The following is a 23,120-nucleotide window of genomic DNA, read 5'->3' as shown; positions in this document are numbered from 1 at the left end:
TCTCGATGCCTGCCTCCGTCCTCCCGTACGTTCCGCGTCTGCCCGCCGACATCCTCCGTCGCGAGGATCTGCTGGCACGATTGGACGGCCCTGCGGCCCTGGTGGTCGTCTGCGGCCGGGGCGGAAGCGGGAAGACGACGCTCCTTGCCCAGTGGGCCCGCGAGACCTCGGCTCGAGGTGACGGGTCGATCGTCTGGCTCGAGGCCGACGAAGGGGCTCGCACGCGGGCCGGGTTCTGGCTGCGCGTCCTCGGGCGGATGCACGCGCAGCGGCTCATCTCCGACGCCGTGCTGTACCGCGAGATGGCGACGATCGCCGAGCAGCCGGACACCGCGGTCACGACGACCGTCAGGATCCTCGAGGGTCTGACGGGACCGGTGACACTCCTCCTCGACGATGTCGGGTCCTCGCGGCAGGGCACCTATTGGGATCAGGTGTGCCTCGACCTCATCGAGGTGGTCCGGCGGAGTCCGCGGTTCCGCTGCATCGTCGCGGGACGCTTCCCGACGGAGCTCAGCGGCCCGGCGGCACGCTCCGCCGTGTCCGTCGACGTGATCAGCGAGGGGGACCTCGCCCTGAGCGACGAGGAGGTGCATGAGGTCGTTCCGCTGTTCGCTCCGGATCTCTCGCAGGATGTGCTCGCGGTGCTCCGGGAGAGCAGCCTGATCGGCAACCCGGTGTCCCGCCGCTTCGCGGCACTGCGCTTCTCCCTCGACGCCCTCTCGCAGACGTCGGAGGGAGGTCGAGGGCTCACCGAGCTCAGCCTGGAGAGCCTCCTCGTCGAAGCTGCCCGGAAGGCGACCCGGGGACTCTTCCGGGACCCCAGCCTCCGTGAGTTCATGCTGGTGACGGCCCAATCGCCCCTCGTGGACGTCGATCTCGCCCGCAGCCTCACAGGCAGGGACGATGCCTTGGCCATGTTCCATGAGCTGGAGCGGTTGGGAGCCGGGCAGTGGGAGGAGTCCGAGGAGGGCGGAGCGCCGGTCTTCCGATACACCGAGCATCTGCAGGCGGCGGCCGCCCAGGAGTTCAGGCCGGGCGACCGCGCGCGGCGCCGGGACGTCGATCTGAGGATCGCGCACTGGCTTGCGGACGTCCGCGGTGAGCATCTGGCCGCCTTCGAGAGGGCGCTGCGGGCCGAGGACCTCTCCTTCGCGGAGACGCTCCTGATGCGCGCGTACCCGTTGCCGAAGGATGAGGCCGTACATGTCACGGCGCTTCTGAGCAAGGTTCCGGCGTCGAAGCTCAGCCTCCATCCGATGCTTTCGATGTGGGTGGCCGTGACCCTCAACATGAGCGCGGGAACTCAGCGCCGCGCAGCGGTGTTCTTCGAGGCCGCGACCTCGGCGCGCATGCATCCGGCGCGTCCGGGAACGGATCTCGAGCGCGCTCTCCTCCGAGGGGTCCAGTCTGCTGCGCAGAGGCTCCTGGGCCATGACAGGGGGATGCGGGAGCTCGCTCTCTCCGCCCTTCCTGTGCTCGAGGGCGTCGCCGACGATCCCCTGCGTGACGTCTCCTTCGACGGGATGACCATGGCGGCCATCGCGCAGTGCGGGATGGGGCTCTTCTACGCTGGGGAGTTCGAACGGGCTCGAGACGCACGGTCCCTGCAGATCAGGTTCGCGGAGTCGTTGAGCTGGCTCCACCACCGCAATGTGGCGCTCGCGAACATCGCGATGATCGACGCGATCTCCGGAGAGATCGGCGCAGCACAGGATGCACTGGTGCGCATGGATCCGGAGGACTGGCCGGACAACTGGGAGGACTCCTACATGGCGTCTCCCGAGCACATCGCGCGGGCGTGGATCGCAGTCTCGCAGGGTCGCCCTGAGGGGGCGATCACGGAGATCGACAGGATCAGCGGGCATCTGGACAGCATCGAGCATTGGGAGCTCGTCGGCGAGGTCCGGGCCATGGCGCTGACGATGCTCGGGCGCGGGCATGAGGCCCTCGAGACCTTCCGGCGTCTGGCCGCCGAGCGGGTGAACGAACGCACGCTCCGATCCGTGAGCCGACGATTCGCAGCGTTCGAGGGCATCCTCCTGCTCTCGACCGGCGCTGGCCTGCAGAGCATGGCCCGGACCTCCCGAGGCCATGATGAACCGGTCTCGAGTGCTCTGGATGCCCTCGTCGCTCTGGAGGAAGGCCGCCAGGAGGACATGCTCGGCCTGCTGGCGGAGGCGCAGCGCAGTGCGCGGACGACCTCGCAGCGCATGCTCGTCGGTGTCATCGAGCTCATCATCTCCGCGCAGCCCGACACCGGACTCGACCTCGTGACCCGCGCGCAGAGGATCGGTGCGCTCCTGGCCGTGTCCGCCCTGCGCTGGCCCCTGGCACTCGCCCCCGAGGCCGTGCGCGCGACGACGCTGGAGGAGCTGAGGCTACGGGGCGAGAAGGCTGCGCTCAGCGCGCTGGAGCAGGCGTTCGGCGAGATGCCGTCGATCGTCGACGACGAGGTCTTCCGCCGACGAGGACCGTCCCCCCGCCTGACACGCCGGGAGCGCGCTGTGCTCTGGGAGCTCGCGGAGACAGGGAGCCGCCATGAGATCGCCGTGCGTCTGCACGTCTCCGAGAACACGGTGAAGTCGCAGCTGCGAGCGGTCTACGCGAAGCTCGGAGCGCGCACCCGTGAGGAGGCGCTCGCCCGGGCCATCGAGCTGGGGGTCCTCCGCACCCCGCTGACGGATCAGCCCCGAGCCGGACTGGCGGAGCGGAGCTAGGGCGTGTCTGACAAATAGTTCGGTGTCTGGCTGAGTGGCTGGGATGCGTGTCGCGTTTCCAGTTGCTGTCGGATGCTCAGTGGTCGTTGATCGAGGGGATGCTGCCTCGTCCGACGGGTCGTAAGGGGCGCCCGTTCTCGGACGCGCGGACGATGCTGGAGGGCATCATCTACCGGTTCCGGTGCGGGATCGCGTGGCGGGATCTGCCCGAGTCGTTCGGTCCGTGGCAGACGGTCTAGACCTGGCATCACCGGATGGCCACGGATGGCACCTGGGACAGGGTGCTCGCGAAGCTCACTGCCGCCGCGGACGCCGCCGGGCTCGTGGACTGGTCGCTATCGGTGGACTCCACGATCGCCAGGGCGCACCAGCACGCAACGAACATGACCCGCACCACAGGGGCCTGGATCGAATTGCACGAATCTGCTCGACGAGCCGTCTGACCACGGCATCGGCCGCTCCCGCGGCGAACTGTCGACGAAGATCCACCAGCTCGTCGATGGAAACGGGCTGCCGCTGGTGACGCTGATCTCTCCGGGACAGGCGGGTGACTCGCCCATGTTCCTCCCGCTGCTGGCGCGCCTGCGCGTCGGCCGTGACGTGGGCAGGCCGCGCACGAGACCAGACGCGGTCCGTGGCGATAAGGCGTACTCGTCCCGCGCGATCCGCGGCCACCTCCGCGCCCGCGGGATCAAGGCCGTCATCCCCGAACCCGACGACCAGAAGGGGCACCGCAAGCGGCGCGGATCACGCGGCGGCAGGCCGGTCGGTCTCGACAAAGCCGACTACAAGAACCGCAACGTGATCGAACGCCGCTTCTGCGACGTCAAGCAGTGGCGCGGCCTCGCGACCCGCTACGACAACCACGCCATCATCTACCACGCAGCCGTCCTCATCCAAGCCGCCATCGCCTGGACCCAGCAATTGTCAGACACGCCCTAGGCCAGGTCGGACAGCTTCTCGAAGCGCTCGAGGCGCTCGCGGTAGTGGTCGGCGTGCGCGGCGACGGGCTCGACGCGACGCAGCACCGGGATCTCGACGGAGGCCGCATCGGGGGCGACCTGCTCGAGGGCGAGCACCGCCGAGCCGCGCATGGTCGAGCGCGACACGGCGACGTGGTCGATGGGGGCGCCGAGGGCGTCGGCCAGCAGATGCAGCCAGGCGGGGATCGCCTCGGTCATTCCACCGGAGAGGATGATCCGCTCGGGCTGACCGCCCATCTCCCGCATCTGGTCGGCGATGCGCAGGTACGACAGGGCCACGCCCTCCATCGCACCGCGCAGCATGTCCTCCGCCGTGGTGGAGGCGGAGACGTTTGCGAACATCGCCCGCGCACCGTCGCGCCACTTCGTGCCCCGCTCGCCGGAGAGGAAGGGGACGACGATCGGGGTGCCGTCCGACGGGGCCGCGGAGAACAGCGACTCGGTGTCGGTCTGCGCGATGTCCTCGGGGATCGCCAGCTGGAAGCGGGCCCAGTCCAGCACCCTCCCGCAGTCGCTCATCGCCGAGCCCACGAGAGTGCGGGCGGTGTCGACCCGGTAGGCCCACAGGCCGTTGGGGAGGGTGCCGTCGTGGGTGGGGATCAGCTGGCGGATCGCGCCGGAGGTCGCGGTCGAGATGCCCCAGGTGGATGCGCCGAGCGCGCCGATCCCGAGGTTCGCGGAGAGCCCGTCGCCGATCACCGGGACCCAGACGGCCTCGCTGAGCTGCGGGAACTCGGCGGCGAGCGGGGTGCCGCCGACGGGGATCCCCTCCGAGGGGTCCAGCGGACGGCCCATCGCCGACTCGTCGACTCCCACAGCCTCCAGCAGCTCGGGAACATAGGAGCCGGTGCGACGGTCGATCATCCCGGACCAGGCTGCGGAGGCGGTGCCGAGCGCGGGGGTCCCCAGCAGTCTGAGCGCCGCGTACTCGCCGAGCGCCATGAACCGGTCGGCGCGGGCGAAGACGTCCGGGTGCTCGGCGCGCAGCCACGCCAGGCGGGGGGCGGTGTACGACGAGTGCAGGCGGGCGCCGGTGCGCTCGTGCAGTGCGTCGACGTCGAGTCGTCCGCGGAGCTCGGCGACGTGGTCGCGGCAGCGGGTGTCGGCGTAGGTGATGCAGGGTGTGATCGCGGCCCCGGAGGCGTCCACCACGACGAGCGAGGAGGCGAAGGTGTCGAAGCCGATGCCGAGGACGGGGCCCGCCAGGGGCTCGTCGAGGACGGCGTGGAGGGCGGTGCGCAGCTCGTCGACGATCTGGTCGGCGTCGATGGTGGAGGTGCCGTCGGCGCCGGAGTCGAAGGTGTGCGGCACCTTGTGGGTCCGCTTGCCGACCTCACGGCCGCTCGCGTCGTAGACCGCTGCTCGAGTACCGCCGGAGCCGATGTCCAGACCGATGACGAAGGGGGCCTGCGCGTCGTCGGTGGGGATGCTGAAACGGGGGGTCACGAGGATCTCCTGCGGGTCGGCGGCGCGTCGTCGGGCACCCGCGCCGGGGGAGCGGTCTGCGGCAAGGATAGAGAGAGCCCGCTCGCGAAGGACCGATGACGCCACCGGTTGCCACGCGCCCGGTGCCTGGTGCCTGTGCACGGTGCTCTGCATCTGGCCCGGTGCCTGGTGCCTGTGCACGGTGCTCTGCATCTGGCCCGGTGGTCTGTGCTCTGCCCGGCACCTGGTGCCTGGTGCCCTGCATCTTGCCCGGCTGCCGGTGCCCGGTCCAGCGGCGGCCCTGCTGACGAGCTGTCCTGTCCATTATCGGTAGCTGAGCGGCATTTGCCCTGCATATGACGAGGCAGATGCCGCTCAGCTACCTCCGGTGGTCTGGCCTACCGATCATGGACAGACGTGCAGCCGGCAGACCTACCTGAGGTGGACAGGCCTACCCCTTCTGGACAGGCCTACCCCTTCTGGACAGGCCTACCCCGTTCTGGACAGGCCGACTCCATATGGGCAGGTCAGCGGTGGCGGGTCTACTGCAGTACGGTCTGACCGAGGTATTCGCCCTCCGCACAGCCCGGCGGGATCGCGAAGACGGCGGAGCCGATGGGGGTGGTCCACTGGTTCAGCAGGTCCAGGTCCGACAGGCGCTGCTGTATCGGCACGAACTGGCCGAGCACATCGGCCTGGAAGGACACGAAGATCTGCCCGGAGTCGGAGAGCTCCTCGGATCCAGCAACCGGTGCCTGCTCATAGTTGTAGGGCCGACGGAAGATCGTCTGCCGACCGCCGGAACCGTCGTCGGACTCGTCGACCCCGCGTGCCCGACGCATGTGGGAGAACTCGGGGATGATCGCGAAGCCGTTCTCGGAGACGGCATCGAAGTCGGCGTCGGAGCCTTCGGAGCCGCCGGTGAGCGGGGCGCCGTCGGCCAGACGGGTGCCCGTGGACTCCTCGCGGGCGGTGCGGTCCACCCGGTCCCAGCCGTCGAGGTCCATGCGGATCCGACGGATCACCATCGAGGTCCCGCCCGCGAAAGCGCCCTCGTCGATCCAGACCGTCGCCGCGAAGGACTCCGCCTCGGCGGTGTCCTCGCTGTCCGGGTCGGCGTTGGCGGTGCCGTCGAGCTGGCCGAAGAGGTTCCGCAGGGTCGTGCCGGGACGCTGCGTGCCCCAGGCGCGGCGGAACCCCTGCTGCACCCAGCGCACCGTCGTCAGGGAGCGGATGTCCTTCAGGAGCATCCGTGCCGCATGCGCGAGGGTCAGGGGGTCGTCGGCGCAGATCTGCAGCAGGAGGTCCCCGTCGCAGAAGCCCTCCTCGAGCTCGTCGATCTCGAAGGCGGGCAGCGGGGCGAGCCAGTCGGGGACCTCCCGGTCGGCGCGCCGCAGGAGGCCCGGTCCGAAGCCGACGGTGACCGTCAGGCTCGCCGGGTCCTCTGCCATCTCCTGCTCGGTGTCGGCGAGGGCTGCGCGTCCCTGGGTGAGGCGCGCGGCGTCGTCGGTGAGCAGGCGGAGCATCCGGATGACGCCGTCGCGGTCGACCTCGGACCGCAGGTCCAGGGCGATGAACGAGGCGAAGCCCTGCGCCGGGGTGGCGATCCCGGCCTGGTGAGCGCCGTGGAAGGGGATGGTGGCCCCGCCGTGCAGCGCTGCGTTCGACGATCCGGCGTCCGCACCGTTCGCCCGCTCCGTGCCGTCCGCGTCGGCTGCTCCGTCGGCCGATGGACGGAGTGCGCGATCCAGTCCGATCGCGGCCGCGCCCACGCCGATCGCCCCTGCGCCGGCGGTGCCCGCCAGGAGGAGCTGGCGACGCCCCGGCCGACGGTCCGCCCCTGACCGATGGTCCGCCCCCGGCCGATCGTCCGTTCCCAGCCGACGGCCTGCTCCTGGCCGATGATCCGCACCGGGCTGATGTGCGGATCGGCGCTCGCGCGCGCTCATCCCTCGCCTCCGTCCGAGGCGTGGTCGCTGTCCGAGTCGTGTCCGCTGTCCGAGCCGTGGTCCTCCTGGTCGCCGTAGTCCTCGTCCGCGCCGGTGAAGTCCTTGATCGTGGCGGTCATGGGGATCTCGGTGCCGTCGGCCAGGACGAGCGCGAGGTCGAGCGTGTCGCCGGCGAGGAGGGGCTCGGCGAGGTCCATCAGCATGATGTGGTCCCCGCCGGGCTCGAGCACGAGCGTCTGCCCAGCGGGGATCTCGAAGCCGCCCTCCTTCTCCTGCATGCTCATGCCGCCCGAGCCGTCGGAAGCGGTCTCGTGCAGCTGGACCATGTCCGAGGCGGGCGTGGTCACGGCGACGAGGGTGACGTCGCTCGAGGAGGTGTTGGTGAGGGTGGCGAAGGCGGCGGTCATGCCGGAGTCCGCCGCCTTGACCCAGGGATCGGTGACGGTGATCTCGGCTCCGCTGCCGGAGCCGTCGGATGCCGCGGTGCTGTCGGATGCCGCGGTGCCGTCGGACGCCGCGGAGCTGTCGCTCGCGGAGGTGCCGTCGTCGGAGCAGCCGGCGAGGGCGCCTGCGGTCATCGGTGCGAGGAGCAGTCCGGTCAGAGCCGCACGACGCGTGACGCGCTGGGGCGCCTGCGCGGCGCGATCGGCAGGGGAGGGGCCTGCGATGGAGGGTCGGGAGAAGGAGGGGCGGGAGAAGGAGGAACGGGAGATGCGGGTGATGCAGGGAATGCGGAGCACGGGAGAGTCCTCTCGATGTGCTGGATGTGCTGGATGTGCTGGATGTGCTGGATGTGCTGGATGTGCTGGATGTGCTGGCTGCGCTCGGTGTCCGAGGGCGCGCGCATGCGCTCGGGCGCGATGGGCCACGACGGGGTGCGCACCGGCGGCATCGAGCCGGGGTGATGGTCCGGGGTCGCACGGAGGGCATGCGGGCATGCGGGCCCTCGTCGGAGGGCCTCTGCTGCTGCCTGGAGGTGCGACGCCTCAGGGGTGGGCGGCCTGACGTGATGACGGGCCGGAGGCGGATCGTGCGATCCGGAGCCGGCTGGAGGTCATCGCGGGTCAGGCGGCCTGCAGCACCGGGGGGCCGCGTCGCAGACGCGGTGAGAGGACGGCGCGCCGGACGCGGCGCACGCGAGCGGTCCCGGGCCGGATGCGCAGAGGCGCGGGCAGCAGGACTCCGGGGACGGAGGGCAGGGCGGGGCGCAGGAAGAGCAGGAGGCTGCGGGCGAGCCCGAAGCCGCGCAGCACAAGCGCCTCCCCGCGCTGCAGGAGGATGATCGTCAGCGCCGCGGCGACGAGGTGACCTGCGATCATGCTCCAGCCGCCTGCTCCGGAGACCGCATGGTCGAGCATCGAATGGGAGGCGTGGAGCGGCGCCTCGACGGCGCCCCCCGATGAGCCCGACGACGCACTCGACCAGGAGGATGCCTCCGCATGCGCATGATGCCCCAGGCTCTTCCCGGGCGGGGCCTGCAGAGCGACGGAGCCGTCGCCGACGGTCCCCGCGGCGAACAGGCCATGGAAGAGCGCCTGGCTGGTCAGCACGGCGGCCGACATCCTCGCCAGGGAGAACCGGGAGCCGGCGAGGACCGAGCAGGCTGCCACCGACAGCCACCAGGGCACGAGGATCCCGATCCAGGTCGGCATCTCGCCGCCGCCGATCACGTGTCCGCTCAGCGCGACCGCCGTGGCGACGGTCGCGGCGACACCGCCGCGCAGGAGGCGCAGCGGGGACCGGGTCGAGGACATGCCTCCCATTGTGCCGCGGCAGACGCGCTCCGGTGGCTGTGCCGCGTTCCGACGACGGTGCCGCGCTCCGGTGGTGGCTGTGCTGCGCTCTGGCAGGCGCGGGAGGCGGGGGTCTACCCTCGCGGAGCATGGACCTGTTCTTCACCGCCACGGCGATCGAGTGGCGCGGGCCGCCGCCCTACGTCTTCGTCCCCGTCCCCGCCGAGGAGGCCGACGCCATCGCCGCGGTCGCGCGCGAGGCCACCTACGGCTGGGGCTGCATCCCTGCGTCGGTGCGGGTGGGCGGCACCGAGTTCACGACCTCGCTGTTCCCCCGTCACGGCGGATACCTGGTGCCGATCAAGGTCGTCGTGCAGCGCGCGGAGGGCGTCGGCGTCGGCGACGACATCAGCATGGACCTGCACATCAGCGGGGCGTGATCCGCCGCTCAGGGCGTCCGTCGACGCAGGGACAGTGACCCGATGACGAGGAACGCGAGGGTGAAGCCGCAGATCACAGCGATATGGGTGCCGGCGACGGCAAGATCGGCGTCGTCGGAGACGAGCTCGGAGAGAGCGTCGAAGGAATGCGTCATCGGCAGGACCTGCGAGAGCTCCTCGAGCCCCGTCGGGAGATCCTCGGTCGGGACGAACAGGCCGGCGAGCAGGATCTGCGGGAACACGAACACCGGCATGAACTGCACCACCTGGAACTCTGTGGCGGCGAAGGCGCTGGTGAACAGGCCGAGGGAGGTGCCGAGCACCCCGTTGAGGGCGGCCGCGAGCAGCAGCAGGGCGACGTGCTCGCCGACGTCGACCCCGCACACCCACACCGCCACCCCGACGCACACGAGGGACTGCACGACCGCGAGCGCCCCGAAGGCGAGCGCGTAGCCGATGATCAGATCGGCCTTGCCCACAGGCATGCTCAGCAGCCGCTCGAGGGTGCCCGAGCGCCGCTCCCGCAGCGTCGCGATCGACGTCACCAGGAACATGGTGATGAAGGGGAACATCGCGATGAGGTAGGGGGCGATGCTGTCGAGCACGTCGGTGTCGGAGAAGATCCAGGCCACCAGCATCAGCAGCAGCGAGGGGACCACCAGCAGCAGCGCGAGGGTCCGATGGTCGTGCCGGATCTGCCGCAGCACGCGCGCCGCGGTCGCGAGGGTGGAGCGCAGGGTCATGATCGGGCCTCCTCGGCGGTGGTCGACGAGACCTCCGCGGGGCTCGTCGTCTCAGGCTCCTGGCCCGGGCGGGTCGGCTCCGGAGGCGCCGGCTCGGGCTCCGACGTCGACAGGGCGATGAAGGCGCCCTCCACGTCGGCGGTCCCGGTGCGCTCCGTCAGCGCCTGCGGGCTCCCCTGGGCGATGACGCGGCCTTCGCGCAGCAGCACCAGGTCGGTGCAGTGCTCGGCCTCGTCCATGGCATGGCTCGAGACCAGCAGCGCCGTGCCGGAGTCGGCGAGGCGCGCGAACAGCTCCCACAGGGAGGCCCGCAGCAGGGGGTCGAGGCCGACGGTCGGCTCGTCGAGCACGAGCAGCTCGGGTTCGCCCAGGAGTGCGACGGCGAGCGAGACGCGCGAGCGCTGTCCGCCGGAGAGCGCGTCGACCCGCTGGCCGACGACGGACTCCAGCTCGGTCGCCTCGAGGGTCGGGCGCACGCGGTCCGGCCGACGCAGCAGACGCGCGAAGTACGCGAGGTTCTCCCCGACGGTGAGATCGTCGTAGACGCTCGCCGCCTGCGTCACATATCCGACCCGGGAGCGCAGAGCCTTCGCGCCGGCACGCTCGCCGAGCACGTCGACCGTTCCGCCCGTGATCCTCTGGGTCCCGACGATCGCCCTGATCAGCGTGGTCTTTCCGCTGCCCGAGGGGCCGAGCAGGCCGGTGATCGTCCCCCGGGAGATCTCGCAGTCGACCTGGCGGAGCACGTCGTTGCGCCCGCGACGGACGGTCAGGCCCCGGATCGAGATCGCCGACGGCCCCGCTGGTCCCGCTGGCCCCGCCGGGCGGGCTGCCGGTTGCGCCGGGGCGACGTCGGCCCGATGCGTCGGCCCGATGTGCTGCGGATCGGCGCGCGGCGCCTCAGCACCAGTATTCATCATGTGATGAATACTCCGCTTCCCGGACGCGCCTGTCAATGCCTCGGCATGCCCATCAGCACGCCAGCCATCGCACCCGCCTTCGCGCTCGCCATCGCGTGGGCCGTCGCGCCCGTGATCAGGCCGACGACCGGTCCGGGACCTCGCAGCCCAGGATCAGATCGAGCAGCGGGCCGAAGGCGCGGGCGATCTCGTCGGCCGAGGCGTCGGCGAGCGGCGGCGTGCAGGCGAGGAGGCGGTCGTAGGCGATCCCGAACAGCAGGGAGTGCAGCTGCATGAAGGCCCGGTCCTCCTCCCCCTCGGGGATGCGTGCGAGGGGGTGGTGCATCGCGACCGGCGCGATGCGGGTGCGGATGAACTCCTGCGTCATGCGGCCGTGGTCCGGGGAGTCGGGGATCGAGCGCAGCATCACCGTCATCACCCGTCGCACCTCCGGCAGGTCCCACAGCGGGATCATCCGGCGCAGCATCGCCTCGCCGAGCGATCCCTCGGTGACCTCGGCGAGGGCCTCGGCGAGCACGTCGGCGGGGTTCAGGGGGAGGTCGACGGTCTCCAGGAACAGCTGCTCCTTGGAGTCGAAGTAGTGGTGGAGCAGCGCCGGGTCGACGCCGGCCTCGCGGGCGATCGCCCGCAGCGAGGTGCCCGTGAAGCCGGTGCGGGCGAACGCCGTGCGCGCCGCGTCGACGATCCGTGCCCGTGCCTGCCCGGTGCTGCCGCGGGGCCGACCCCGACCGCGCTTCGGGGCGGCGACCTCGGCGGGCTCAGGCATCGGGCGCCTCTCCGAGCTCGTGGCCGAACTCCTCGGCGAAGCCGCGACGCAGCTCGTCCCAGCCGTGGTCGAGGGCCTCCATGCCGATGATCCGCTCCTGGTCCAGCCCCTGCAGCTGCGCATCGAGGACGCCGAGGCAGACCTGCCAGCCGGCCGCGAAGTACTGGGCGTCCTCGACCTCCGGCAGGCCGACCTGCAGGTCCAGGCGTCCTTCCTCGATCATCCAGCCCAGGGTCGCCTCTCCCCAGTGATGTGTCACCGCATGCTCCCCGGCGATGGCGAGGACGTCGGCCGCGACCGGATCGGCCTCCGGGGTCTCGCGGGCGAGCGCCGGGCCGACGGACGTCAGCGGACGATCCGGGACCACGGGCGACCAGCGCGCGAGCCGCTCGGGATCCGTGATCGCCTGCCAGAGCTGGTCCTCGCTGCCGGCGATGTCGACCTCCATGATCAGCGTCGAGTCCGCGATCGTCGCCCAGACGGACAGGTCGCGGATCCGACGGTCGATGTCGGAGGTGCCGTCGTCGGAGGTGCCGGCGTCGGACGCGCCGACGTCGGGCCCACCTGCCTCGGACGGTCCTGCCTCGGCGCCGCCGGGTGCTGCGGCGGGAGTGCGCTGGGTGTCGTCGTCGGCCATGATCCTCATCCTCCGTCGGAACGCTGTCCTTCCATCATGCGCCCGCGGCCGATGCTGCGGGAAGGACGATGGCGGGCAGGAGCCGCCTGCGGATGTGGCATGGCGTCAGATCGGGCGTCCGAGGTCAGCCCTGCCCGCCCTCCTCGCGGCCGAAGCGGGGCGCGGGCAGCGGGGGCGCGACCGCGGCGGGCCTCTCCTCGAGCAGCGCGAACGCCTCGGCGACGCCGCGGGCGAGCTGCGGGTCCTCGCCGCCGACCCAGGCGTTCGGGGGCAGCGGCACCTCGATGTCGGGGTCGACGCCGTAGTTCTCGATCTCCCAGTCCTGGCCCTCGAACCAGCTGGCGTACTTCGGCTGGGTGATGCCGGTGCCGTCGACGAGGTCGTAGCGGCCGTCGATCCCGATGACGCCGCCCCAGGTGCGGGTGCCGATCACCGGGCCGATGCGCATGGCCTTGGCGACGGCGCCCACGATGTCGCCGTCGGAGCCGGCCTCCTGGTTGGTGACCAGCACGACCGCGCCGCGCGGGGCGAAGGACGGGTAGGTGCCGGGGGTCTCGTGGCGCGGGTAGTCCCAGGACAGGACGCGGCGTGCGAGACGGTCGGTGACCAGCTGGGAGGTGTGGCCGCCGCTGTTGTAGCGGACGTCCACGACGATGCCCTCCTTGCTGGTGGCCTCGCGGAGGTCGCGGTGCATCTGCGCCCAGCCGGAGGAGACCATGTCGGGGATGTGCAGATAGCCGAGGCGTCCGCCGGAGAGCTCGGCGACCAGGGCACGGCGGGAGGCCACCCAGTCCTGGTAGCGGAGGGCGTCGTCGCTGGCCAGGGGCGTGACGACCACGCGGCGCTCGATGCCGTCCCGCTCGAGGACGATCTCGGTGGGCTTGTCGGCGCGGCCGGCGAGCAGCGGGCCCACGCCCTCGGGCCAGACCTTGCGCCCGCCGATCCGCACGATGATGTCACCGACCTCGGCGGCGACGCCGGGGGCGAGCAGCGGCGAGCGTGCATCGGGGTCGGAGGAGTCGCCGGGGAGGATGCGGGCGATGCGCCAGCGGCCGTCCACGAGCTCGAGGTCGGCGCCCAGGTAGCCGGGCACCATCGGGGTCGCGGGCTTGAAGGGGGCGCCCATGATGTAGGCGTGGGAGGTGCCGAGCTCGCCGACGGCCTCCCACATGAGGTCGTGGAAGTCGTCGTCGGTGACGACGCGCTCGATCACCGGGTCGTACCAGGAGGTCATGGCGTGCCAGTCCTGGCCGTCCATGTCGGCCCGCCAGAACTGCTGCGCCATGATCCGGTAGCTGTCCCACAGCATGCCGCGGCGCTCGAGGACGGGATCGACGGTCAGGTGCAGGCGCTCGACGTCGATGACCACGCGCGCCGGGTCGTCGTCCTCGGCCTTGCGGGTCGCGGGGATCTGCACCCGCTTCTCGCCCTGGGTGATGACGAGGGCCTCGCCGTCGCCGGAGACGGCGAGATCGGTGACGCCCTCGGCGAGCACGGTGAGCGTGCGGTCCTGGAGGCTCCAGCGCTCGAGGACGGGGGCGGGCGGCTCGCCCTCGACGCCGGCGCGGGAGGTGCCGAGCACGACCGGCTGCGGATGCCGCAGCCAGACGAAGCCGCCGGTCACGGGGGTCAGATGCGAGTAGGTCCCGGAGGGGACGGGGAAGGGCACGATCCGGGACTCGACGGCCTCGAGGTCGACGACGGTGCGCGGCGCGCGCTGGGCCTCGTCGGCCCCGGCAGGACTGGTCGTGCTCGCGGCCGGCTCCCCGCCCGACGCGGCCGCTGGGGACGTCCCCGCGTCGGCCGACGCGGCTGCGGCCGACGGATCTGCGGCCGACGACGGGGTCGCCGGCTTCTCCTCGGGTGCGCCCCAGCCGTCGGGGTGGGGGCCGAAGGGATCGGCGGTGGTGCGCTCGAGCGGGATCAGGTAGGGGCGCTGGGCGTTGACGAAGCCGAGGTCGAAGACCATGTCGTCGTACTGGGTCTCGAAGGTGCGCAGTGACAGCATCGCCAGATGCTTCCCGTCGGCGCTGAAGGCGGGGGAGGTGTCCTGGAAGCGCCCGGAGGTGAGGGCGCGGCCCGTGGGCTCGTGGTCCTCGGTGTCGGTGATCATCAGGCGGGAGAGCTGCCAGGAGTCGGGCTGCGTCCACACCAGCCAGCGGCCGTCGGGCGACCAGGCGAGATCGCGGATCTCGCCGCCGGTGGAGCGGCCGACCTCCCGCACCGAGTCCAGCGCCGGGGCGGTCGGCTCGTTCCCGGAGTGCGAGTGCCCGGCCGACGTCGTCGCGGGATCCACGAGGCCGCGCAGGGTCACCAGGCGCACCGTGTTGTCGGAGGTGGACAGGGCGATGCGGGAGCCGTCGGGCGAGGGGATCGCATGCAGGATCCGTCCCACCTCTCCGAGGTCGTAGCGGATCTCCTGACCGCCGGCGTCGAGTCGGCGCAGCACCAGGATGTCGGAGCCGATGCCGCCCTGCTCGACGTCCCGTCCGGCCTCGACGTCGCTGACGAACATCGCGAAGGGCGAGCGGCCCAGCGGCCGCGCCTCGCGCAGGCGCAGTCCGCAGGTGCCGCCGAGCAGACGCGAGGGGCCGCCGCGATGCGTGAGCAGGTGGACGCTGCCGCGCAGCTCGACGACGCTCGCCCGCGCGTCGTGCACGGGGCGCATCGACAGCAGCCGGTGGGTGGGCTCCGCGGTCCGCGGCAGCCGGGCGGCGCCGACGCCCGTGGTGCGCACCTCGACCTCGCGGGGCTCGGCGTCCAGGGAGTCCATCGCGAACAGACGGCCGCGGGAGGTGAACACGATCGTCGAGCCGTCGGTCGCGGGCTCGCGCAGGTAGCCGTCCTCCGAGCGGAGATGCGTATGGACCTGCAGGTCGGAGCCGTCCAGGGCGACCGACCAGAGGTTCCCGCTGGCCCGATCGGTGCGCGAGGCGCCGGCGCCGGGGGTGTCGGAGGCGAAGATCAGCCGGTCCCCGTACCAGGCGATCCTGGTCTTGGAGGCGAGCAGCTCGTCCAGCAGGGGCTCCCAGCTGCGGTCCGCATGGGCCGACGACGGGGCGTCCAGCGGGACGTCCTCCCGGGAGATCCAGAGCTTCACGGCGGTGCCGCCCTGATAGTGCTTCCAGGAGGCCTGGTCGCGGCGGTAGGGGGTGCCGACGACGGTGACGCCCGAGGGGTGGATGGCCAGCTCGCCGGAGCGGCCCAGCGGCAGCACCTCGGCGGCGCACTCGGCGTCGTCGCCCGGGTCGATCGCCCACAGCTGCATGTCGCGGGCGAGGGGTGCCATGTAGCTGGACGCGGCGACGATCCGACCGTCGGCCAGCCAGCCGACGACCTTCGTGGACGGCTTGCCCCATACGGTCAGCCGGCGCGGGGCCGTGGAGCCGTCGGCCGCGACGGCCCACACCTCGGGACTGCCGGAGGCGCGGGACGTGAAGGCCACCTGCGAGCCGTCGGGGGAGAAGCGGGGAGAGGAGACCGGGGCTCCCTCATCCGTCAGCCGCCACGCGTTCCCGCCGGTCAGGGGGACGATCCAGATGTCGTTCGCGGCGGTCAGCACGACGCTGCCGCCATGGACGTCGGGGTGGCGCAGATAGGAGGCGTGAGCAGGGAGCGCAGAGGTCGTCATGCACGCCAGGGTATGCCCGGTTATGCGCAGCCGTCGCTCGCTGCGGATCCCTCCTCGTCGGGCGGGCCCATCGGCTGGTCGAGCAGGCGGACCCGGTACACCGCGCCGTCGACGACGATCAGGCCGATGTCGTCGCTCTCCACGTTGTAGGTGTCGGGCATGGGTCGGCCGGGGGTGAGGCTGTCGATGGTCACGTCCATGTCCTCGCGCTTCAGCTCGGGGCGGGCCTCGAAGACCTCCTCGCAGTCGTCGGCCCGGTCCACGCACACCACCAGCTGATCCTGGTCCTGCGCGGCCCATCGGCGCGTGATCTCGAGGGTCGTCCAGGGCGGGTCCTCGGCCGCCGCGCAAGTCGCGAGGATCTCCGTCGGGTCGATGTCGGCATCCCAGGGCTCGTCGGACGCGCCGCCGCCGTCGGAGGAGCCTCCCGCGTCGGAACCGCCTCCCGCATCGGAAGCACTGCCGCCGTCGGACCCGGCGGACCCGTCGGGCCCTGCGGAGGCCGGGGCGGAGGCGGTGCCGCAGCCCGCCAGCAGCAGGAGAGCGAGCACGAGCAGGACGGACGCCGACAGGGCGGTCGGCAGGCTGGTCGGCTGGTTCGTCGATCGGGCCGTCGGCGGCGCGGCGGCCGAACCGCGGGAGGAGGTCGCGGAAGCGACCGGAGGTGCAGGGCGTGCAGTCGATGTCGTCGCAGCTCGGAGGGGGATGTCCCGGGTCATGGCGGCGTCCTCGTCGTCGGATCGTGCGGCGCCGGGAGGCACGGGGCCGGTGGCTCAGCCCATCGCGTCGGTGATCGCCGAGTCCGCCGCATGCAGCGCTTCGGCGAGGCCCCTGCGCGTGAGCTCCCCGTCGCCGAGCTCGATGCCATCCTGCCACTCGGCCCCCAGGGACACGAGGACCGGGCGGACGAGGTCGGCGATCATCGTCGCGGTCTCGGTGCCGGTGGCGATGTCGGCGGTGCGGATCCGCAGCTCGGTGTCGCCCCAGAGGACCGCCCGTCCGTGCAGCCACAGCGCGGCGGCGCGTGAGGCATCGGAGTCCTCGAGGTCGGCGAACACCTGGGGTGCCGCGTCGACGTCGACCTCCGGGGACCCGGCGAAGCGGTGCAGGGCGGTGAGCAGATCGGCGCGCGGGAGCGTCCGGTCCGGAGCGAAGGAGCCGTCGTCGAGGGCGGGCAGCACGCCGGTCTCGTCGGCCCAGGCCATCGCCTCGAGGGCCGGATCGTCGGCATCCACATCGGAGAACCCGCTGCTCGCGGAGCGGGAGGATCCGAGGACGGAGCGCGCGGAGGCGCCGGTCGGATCGAGCTTCAGCCAGGCGAGCGCGAGAGCGGGGACGGCGACGGCGGCTGCGGAACCGGTCAGCAGCAGGGTGCGCCGCCGCGGTCGGCGCGGTCGGCTCTGTCGGTCGGCCCCGTCCTCGACGACCGACGGCTCCGCGGCGGCCGACTGCACCGTGGTGGCCGACGGCTCCGCGGTGGTTGCGCTCTCGGCATCGGCTGCGCTCGGCGCACCGGGTGCGTCGGGAGCGGGCGCCGCCGACTCTCCTGCCGTCGCGGTCCTCTCGTCGGCCGGGGCCGTCGTCCTCTCGTCGCCGTGCGCGATCAGGCGCGGGGCGGGCGGTCGTCTCACAGCCATCGCAGCTCCCTCATCCGCCGCACGAGGGCCCAGCTGACCGCGAGGTTGCCCCATCCGTTGAGGTGGATCGCATCGGTGGCGATCAGCATCGGGGGGACGACCCCCTGCTCGAGGGCGTCCTGGGAGGAGCCCTGCTCGAACACCCTCAGTCCGGCCAGCGGCGAGCAGGCGAGGCCGTCCTCGCTGGTCAGAAGGGTCTGGACGTCGAGGAAGTGGTCGCCGTAGCGCTCCATCTGCTCGGCGTTCACGCGGGCCAGGGCGTCGGCGGTGGTCGAGCCGACGGGGTCGTTCTCGGTCGCCCACTGGCCCAGCACGATGGTGTCGTGATCGGGATCGTCGGCCGCATCCCAGATGCGCTGGGTGTCATCGAGCACCCGGTCCACGTCCCCGATGTTGTTCTTGCCCACCCACAGCACCTGCCGCGAGCCCTCGGCGATCTCCCGCAGGGAGGAGACGAAGGTGCCCTCGGCGACCTCGGTGTCCGCGACCGACGGCGTGAAGATCCAGGTCCCCGAGGTGCCGTCGAGGGTCCCGGCGACCGCGCCGAGGGTTCCGGGCACGTTGATCGGACCGTACGGCGCCAGACCCGAGTCGAGGGCGACCGCGACCGCGCCGGTCGCGGGATCGGGGTCGCCGACGGGCGTCGCGAGCGGTGTGTCCAGGCCGCGCATGAGGACCGTGTGCTGCGAGCGGGTCGCGCCCACCCCGTACGGGTGGACGATCGCCGGGGAGGCCGCGAGCGCGAGGTGCTCGTGGATGCGGACCGGCAGCGGGGTCCCGTCGGCGCCGCCCTCGGAGTTCATCGACGAGGATCCCCACAGGGTGATCGCCTGCTCGGGGGAGTCCGGGGTGAAGGCGCTGCGCGCGGCCGACGATCCGGTCCCGGCCGACGACGGCGCCGCAGGCGCGGCGACCTCCGGATCTGCGAGGATCGGTGTCGCAGGCGCTGCGGTGACCGGTGCCGCGGGCGCTGCCGGGGCGGCGGCGTGTCGCGGCGATGGCATCGCTGTCCTCCGAGGGCAGGGCGGGGCGAGCGCACCCACCGGCGCTCGTCGGAGTCACTGTACGGGACCCGGTGCGGCGACACGCGGGCACGTCCGCGCCATGCATCACATCGTGACCCGTGGCCCGGTGATCAGGCCGCCGGCAGGTCGTAGTCGACGATCACGGGGGAGTGGTCCGACAGTCGCACGCCGTGGTGGTCGCGATCCACCGTGGCCCGCACGGCAGTGCGCGCCAGACGGGGAGTGGCCAGGTGGTAGTCGATCCGCCAGCCGGCGTCCTTCGCGAAGGACTGCCCCAGCCAGGACCACCACGAGTAGGGCCCGTCCTCGTCGGGATGCAGGCGTCGGACCACGTCGACGAGGGTGCGCGGCGAGAGCTGCTCGCCCAGCCACCTCCTCTCCTCGGGGAGGAACCCGTCGGTCTGCTGGTTGCGGCGCCAGGCGGCGAGGTCCTGAGGAGTGTGCGCGATGTTCAGGTCCCCCATGAGCAGGAGCTCCCGGCCGTCCGCGGCGGCCGCTCGGCGGGTGCGGGTCAGGTACCGGGAGAAGGCGGCCATGAAGCGCATCTTGCGGTCGTAGCGCGCTCCGCCGTCGGGCGCCTCCCGCATCCGCTCGGGACGCTGCAGGTGCGCGGGCAGGCCGCCCTTGGGCAGATACAGGCAGGCGATCGTCACGGGGGCGTCCGCGAGATCGACCTCGAGGTACCGGCCCTGGGTCGCGAACGGGCCGAGCCCGCGCGCGAGGGCGATCCGGTCCGGCGCGGGGACTTCGGCAGGGGCCGACGACGGGGCGCCGACCAGCGCCGTCCCGCCCCAGCTGCGCACCGCCGCAGGCGGCCGACGGGTCAGCACCGCGACCCCGTTGCGGCCGGGGATCATGCCGGGGTCCAGGGCGACGTGATAGTCCCCGAAGGCGTCCGCAGGCAGCTTCGCCGCCTGCGCCCGCACCTCCTGCAGGGCCACGACGTCGCAGCCGCGGGTCGCGAGCCAGTCGCCGAAGCCCCGACGGTGGGCGGCACGGATCCCGTTGACGTTGACGGTGGCGATGCGGAGCATGGCCATGAGGGTACGGGGAGGACGCCGCCTGGACCGTCGGCCGGCTGCGCCGATACCTTGCGGCCCGGGCGCGATACGAGGATCCTCCTATCATGCAGGTCATCGCCGATGGGTAGGCCGGACTCAGCGCACGAGAGTATCGGTCCGCGGCATCGATCGCGCTGGATCGCCCGCCGCGGACCTGCCACGCTGGCACCGACCGGGTCCCTCTGACCGTCGGATCGACCTGGCTCGTCCGACAGGACCCGATTGACCGCACTCGATCGACCTGGCCCGAGCGATCCGCTCTCCGAGAGGAACCCATGTCCACCACCGCTGCCGACACCGTGGCCGGCACCGCTGCTGATCCCACAGCCGATCCCACAGCCGATACCGCTGCCGATGCCGCTGCCGAGCCTGCGGACGCGACCGCGGCTCCCGACGGCCCCGCGACGATGCGCGCCGTCGTCCTCCAGGAGAAGGGCCGCATCACCCTCGAGGATGTGCCGCGCCTCGGCGAGCCCGGCCCCGGCGAGGTCCGCATCTCGATGCGCACCGTCGGCATCTGCGGCTCCGACGTGCACTACTACACCCATGGGTCCATCGGCGACTTCGTCGTCGAGGCGCCGATGATCCTCGGCCACGAGGGCTCGGGCGTCGTCGTCGCCGTCGGGGAGGGCGTCGAGCATCTTTCCGTGGGCGACCGCGTCTGCATGGAGCCCGGCATCCCGGATCCCCGCTCCCGCGCCGCCCGCGAGGGCATCTACAACGTCGACCCGGCCGTGCGCTTCTGGGCGACCCCGCCGTACGACGGCTGCCTCGTCGAGGAGGTCCTCCACCCCGCTGAGCACACCTACCTCCTGCCCGACAGCCTCTCCTTCGCCGAGGGCGCGCTGATCGAGCCCTTCGCCGTCGGCATGCAGGCCGCCACCAAGGCGCGCCTGAAGCCCGGCGACATCGCTGCGGTCGTCGGCTGCGGGACGATCGGCATCGTCACCGCGCTGGCCGCGCTCGCCGGCGGCGCCGCCCGCGTCTACGTCTCCGACCTCGCCCCGGAGAAGCTCGCGCTCATCGAGGACATCCCCGGCTTGATCCCGGTCGACGCCTCCCGGGAGAGCCTCGCCGAGCGCGTCCGCCGTGAGACCGGCGGCTGGGGGCCGCAGGCCGTCTTCGAGGCATCCGGTGCGGCACCCTCCTACGAGTCGATCTGGGACGTGCCCGCCCCTGGCGGGGTGCTCGTCGTGGTCGGGATGCCCGGTCGACCCGTCCCCTTCGACACCACGAAGGCGCAGGTGCGGGAGCTGCGCATCGAGACCGTGTTCCGCTACGCGAACGTCTACCAGAAGGCGATCGACCTCGCTGCGGGCCCCGGCGTGGACCTCACCCGACTGGTGACCGAGACCTTCCCGCTCGAGGACGCCCTGGTCGCCTTCGACCGCGGAGCCGAGGGGCGGCCGACGGACACCAAGCTGCAGATCGTCGTGGGCGAAGGCTGATCGGCATGATGCCGGGGTCGGTCGGCCCTGCTCCGGGGTCGGTCGGCCCTGCTGCAGGGCCCGATCGGCGCTGTTCCATCGGTGGTGGCGAGGAGGACGGAGGAGCGATGTCCGCTGCATCGGACCCCACCGCGCCCGTGCGTGAGCTGGTGGTCATGGATCGGGACAGCGCACTGCGCTGGTTCCAGCACGACTACCCGCATCCGCTCGCACGCTGGCATCACCACCCGGAGATCGAGCTGCACCTGATCACCGGATCCTCCGGTCTCGCACAGATCGGGGACGCAGCCCGCGCCTTCGGCCCCGGCGACTTCTACCTGATCGGGTCGGGGCTGCCCCACAACTGGGTCTCCGCGATCGGTCCTGGCGGGACCGTCGCCGGACGGGACGCGCTCATCCAGGCCGATCCCCTCCTCCTCGAGCGGCTCGCCGAGGATGTCCCCGACCTCGCCGGGATCCCGCCGCTGCTGGAGGCCGCCCGTCACGGGATCCAGTACCACGGCCGCACCCGGGACCGTGCCGCCGAGGTGCTGATGGACGTCGCCCGACGGCGGGGCGCCTCCCGCTTCGCCGGTCTCCTCGACCTGCTGGATCTGCTGGCCACCGCGCCCTCCGCCGACCGTGAGCCGCTCAGTGAGACGGCGATCGACTCGTCGCTCGGACAGCACGACTCCGAGGTCTTCGACCGCGCGATCGCCTTCATCCACGATCATCTGCAGGGTCCCCTGCGCCTCGAGCTCGTCGCCCGGGAGCTCGGGCTGAGCCCCACCCGCGTCTCGCGGCTTTTCACGCGGGCCACCGGCGCAGGCTTCGCCCGCACCGTCATCCGACTGCGGGTCTCCGAGGCCTGCCGTCTGCTCCAGCGCACCGAGCTCGCCGTTGCCGACATCTGCTATGCGGCCGGCTTCTCCAACCTCTCCAACTTCAATCGCCGCTTCCGCGAGGAGACAGGGACCTCCCCGAGCGCCTATCGGGCGGCCCGGCCGACGGACCCGTCGGCCGAACTGGACCCGTCGGCCGAACTGGATCCGTCGGCCGCGCTGGATCCGTCGGCCGCGCTGGATCCGTAGGCCGGACCGGACCCGTCAGCCGGGCCGGACCCGTCGGCCGGACCGGACCCGTCGGCGGACTGAGCGCGTCGGCTCAGCGCACGGGATCGCCCTGGACGGGACCCTCGGTGTTCGGCACCCAGCCGAGGGCGGGCGCGACATGCTGGGCGAAGGACTCGAGGATGTGAAGGTTCAGGTCCACGCCCGCCTGCGAGGGGATCGTGAGCATGAGGGTGTCGGCGGACTGCACGGCGGCGTCGGCCTTCAGCTGCTCGATCAGCTGGTCGGGCTCGCCGGCATAGGTGCGGCCGAAGGTCGAGCGGGTGCCGTCGATGATGCCGATCTGGTCCGCTCCCTCGCCCGGGCGCATGCCGAACAGCATCCGGTCCTGCTCGCTGACGATCGGGAAGACGCTGCGCGAGACGGACACGCGCGGGGCATGCGTGTGCCCGGCCTTCCGGAACGCCTCCCGGTAGACGTCGATCTGCTCGGCCTGCAGGTCGCCGAAGGCGGCGCCCGTGGCCTCGGTGAGCAAGGTCGAGCTCATCATGTTCAGTCCCTGGGCGCCGGTGCGCTCGGCGGTGGCGCGGGAGCCCGCACCCCACCAGATGCGGCGGACGAGATCCTCGGACTGCGGCTCGATCCGCAGCGGGGCGTGCGGCGCGGCGTCGGACATGTACGGCTGCGCAGCGGCCCGAGTCATCGGATGACCCTGGATGGCCTGCAGGAACACATCGAACTTCGACATGGCGATGTCCGCCCCGCGCGGGTCCGTCGACCCGGTGTAGCCGAAGGACTCCCAGCCCCGGTCGGCCGCCTCCGGAGCACCGCGGGAGATGCCGAGCGCCACCCGTCCATCGGCGATGAGGTCCAGCGCAGCAGCCTCCTCCGCGAGGTAGAGGGGGTTCTCGTAGCGCATATCTGAGTTGTGACGCTGGCGTGCCGTGTCCGCA

General features: G+C 72.1%; 18 protein-coding genes and 1 pseudogene. 5 read left to right on the top strand and 14 right to left on the bottom strand.

Annotation, left to right across the window (positions count from 1 at the left end):
- Positions 1 to 5: 5 nt before the first annotated feature.
- Together ACZ5AJ_RS13555 and ACZ5AJ_RS13550 are read left to right on the top strand one after the other, a co-directional pair.
- On the top strand, positions 6 to 2,720 hold the full coding sequence (locus tag ACZ5AJ_RS13555) for a LuxR C-terminal-related transcriptional regulator (protein WP_464135560.1): 2,715 nt from the start codon (positions 6 to 8) through the stop codon (positions 2,718 to 2,720).
- Between the two features lie 47 nt (positions 2,721 to 2,767).
- A pseudogene (locus ACZ5AJ_RS13550) lies at positions 2,768 to 3,662 on the top strand (IS5 family transposase).
- On the opposite strand, the gene ACZ5AJ_RS13545 reads toward ACZ5AJ_RS13550, so the two are convergent.
- The 4 genes from ACZ5AJ_RS13545 to ACZ5AJ_RS13530 form a co-directional block, all read right to left on the bottom strand.
- Entirely contained in the window at positions 3,659 to 5,149 is a 1,491-nt protein-coding gene (locus ACZ5AJ_RS13545) for a gluconokinase (RefSeq protein WP_464135559.1), read from the bottom strand. The pseudogene ACZ5AJ_RS13550 and the gene ACZ5AJ_RS13545 sit on opposite strands and share 4 nt — an antisense overlap.
- Positions 5,150 to 5,670: 521 nt before the next feature.
- Positions 5,671 to 7,077, bottom strand: a complete 1,407-nt coding sequence (locus tag ACZ5AJ_RS13540; protein ID WP_464135557.1) for a Dyp-type peroxidase — start codon at positions 7,075 to 7,077, stop codon at positions 5,671 to 5,673.
- Positions 7,074 to 7,817, bottom strand: coding sequence for a copper chaperone PCu(A)C (locus tag ACZ5AJ_RS13535; RefSeq protein ID WP_464135556.1), 744 nt, complete (start codon positions 7,815 to 7,817; stop codon positions 7,074 to 7,076). Before ACZ5AJ_RS13535 ends, ACZ5AJ_RS13540 begins: the two co-directional genes overlap by 4 nt.
- 324 nt (positions 7,818 to 8,141) lie before the next feature.
- Complete coding sequence (locus tag ACZ5AJ_RS13530; RefSeq protein ID WP_464135554.1) at positions 8,142 to 8,831, bottom strand: hypothetical protein; 690 nt, start codon at positions 8,829 to 8,831, stop codon at positions 8,142 to 8,144.
- 128 nt (positions 8,832 to 8,959) lie between these two features.
- Here ACZ5AJ_RS13530 and ACZ5AJ_RS13525 point away from each other — a divergent pair, with 128 nt between their 5' ends.
- Complete coding sequence (locus ACZ5AJ_RS13525; RefSeq protein ID WP_464135552.1) at positions 8,960 to 9,250, top strand: DUF1905 domain-containing protein; 291 nt, start codon at positions 8,960 to 8,962, stop codon at positions 9,248 to 9,250.
- Between the two features lie 8 nt (positions 9,251 to 9,258).
- Here the strand turns inward: ACZ5AJ_RS13525 and ACZ5AJ_RS13520 are convergent, their stop codons facing one another.
- From ACZ5AJ_RS13520 to ACZ5AJ_RS13480, 9 genes are all read right to left on the bottom strand, one after another.
- The gene (locus ACZ5AJ_RS13520; RefSeq protein ID WP_464135550.1) at positions 9,259 to 9,993 is read right to left on the bottom strand and encodes an ABC transporter permease; all 735 of its coding nucleotides are present in this window, start codon (positions 9,991 to 9,993) and stop codon (positions 9,259 to 9,261) included.
- On the bottom strand, positions 9,990 to 10,913 hold the full coding sequence (locus ACZ5AJ_RS13515; RefSeq protein ID WP_464135549.1) for an ABC transporter ATP-binding protein: 924 nt from the start codon (positions 10,911 to 10,913) through the stop codon (positions 9,990 to 9,992). The genes ACZ5AJ_RS13520 and ACZ5AJ_RS13515 overlap by 4 nt, the downstream gene beginning before the upstream one ends.
- Positions 10,914 to 11,028: 115 nt before the next feature.
- Entirely contained in the window at positions 11,029 to 11,679 is a 651-nt protein-coding gene (locus ACZ5AJ_RS13510) for a TetR/AcrR family transcriptional regulator (RefSeq protein WP_464135547.1), read from the bottom strand.
- The gene (locus ACZ5AJ_RS13505) at positions 11,672 to 12,316 is read right to left on the bottom strand and encodes an SRPBCC family protein (protein ID WP_464135546.1); all 645 of its coding nucleotides are present in this window, start codon (positions 12,314 to 12,316) and stop codon (positions 11,672 to 11,674) included. The genes ACZ5AJ_RS13510 and ACZ5AJ_RS13505 overlap by 8 nt, the downstream gene beginning before the upstream one ends.
- A 124-nt stretch (positions 12,317 to 12,440) precedes the next feature.
- On the bottom strand, positions 12,441 to 15,947 hold the full coding sequence (locus ACZ5AJ_RS13500) for a S41 family peptidase (RefSeq protein WP_464135544.1): 3,507 nt from the start codon (positions 15,945 to 15,947) through the stop codon (positions 12,441 to 12,443).
- Between the two features lie 20 nt (positions 15,948 to 15,967).
- Positions 15,968 to 16,666, bottom strand: coding sequence for a hypothetical protein (locus ACZ5AJ_RS13495; RefSeq protein ID WP_464135542.1), 699 nt, complete (start codon positions 16,664 to 16,666; stop codon positions 15,968 to 15,970).
- Positions 16,667 to 16,720: 54 nt separating this feature from the next.
- Positions 16,721 to 17,584 carry an S-layer homology domain-containing protein gene (locus ACZ5AJ_RS13490; protein WP_464135541.1) on the bottom strand — a complete coding sequence of 288 codons (864 nt, stop codon included), beginning with the start codon at positions 17,582 to 17,584 and terminating at the stop codon, positions 16,721 to 16,723.
- On the bottom strand, positions 17,575 to 18,588 hold the full coding sequence (locus ACZ5AJ_RS13485) for a hypothetical protein (protein ID WP_464135539.1): 1,014 nt from the start codon (positions 18,586 to 18,588) through the stop codon (positions 17,575 to 17,577). Before ACZ5AJ_RS13485 ends, ACZ5AJ_RS13490 begins: the two co-directional genes overlap by 10 nt.
- 131 nt (positions 18,589 to 18,719) lie before the next feature.
- Positions 18,720 to 19,643, bottom strand: a complete 924-nt coding sequence (locus tag ACZ5AJ_RS13480) for an exodeoxyribonuclease III (RefSeq protein ID WP_464135537.1) — start codon at positions 19,641 to 19,643, stop codon at positions 18,720 to 18,722.
- 302 nt (positions 19,644 to 19,945) lie between these two features.
- Between ACZ5AJ_RS13480 and ACZ5AJ_RS13475 the strand changes: the two genes are divergently transcribed.
- Both ACZ5AJ_RS13475 and ACZ5AJ_RS13470 read left to right on the top strand, forming a co-directional pair.
- Positions 19,946 to 21,118, top strand: coding sequence for an NAD(P)-dependent alcohol dehydrogenase (locus ACZ5AJ_RS13475; RefSeq protein WP_464135536.1), 1,173 nt, complete (start codon positions 19,946 to 19,948; stop codon positions 21,116 to 21,118).
- A 107-nt stretch (positions 21,119 to 21,225) separates the two neighbouring features.
- A complete protein-coding gene (locus tag ACZ5AJ_RS13470) occupies positions 21,226 to 22,188 on the top strand; it encodes an AraC family transcriptional regulator (RefSeq protein ID WP_464135534.1) in 963 nt (320 codons plus the stop codon).
- Positions 22,189 to 22,261: 73 nt separating this feature from the next.
- Here ACZ5AJ_RS13470 and ACZ5AJ_RS13465 read toward each other — a convergent pair whose 3' ends face one another.
- Positions 22,262 to 23,086 carry an LLM class flavin-dependent oxidoreductase gene (locus tag ACZ5AJ_RS13465; protein WP_464135532.1) on the bottom strand — a complete coding sequence of 275 codons (825 nt, stop codon included), beginning with the start codon at positions 23,084 to 23,086 and terminating at the stop codon, positions 22,262 to 22,264.
- Between the last annotated feature and the right edge of the window lie 34 nt (positions 23,087 to 23,120).

Source organism: Brachybacterium zhongshanense, from assembly GCF_055385755.1.
This window is presented reverse-complemented; position numbering and strand designations above follow the sequence as displayed.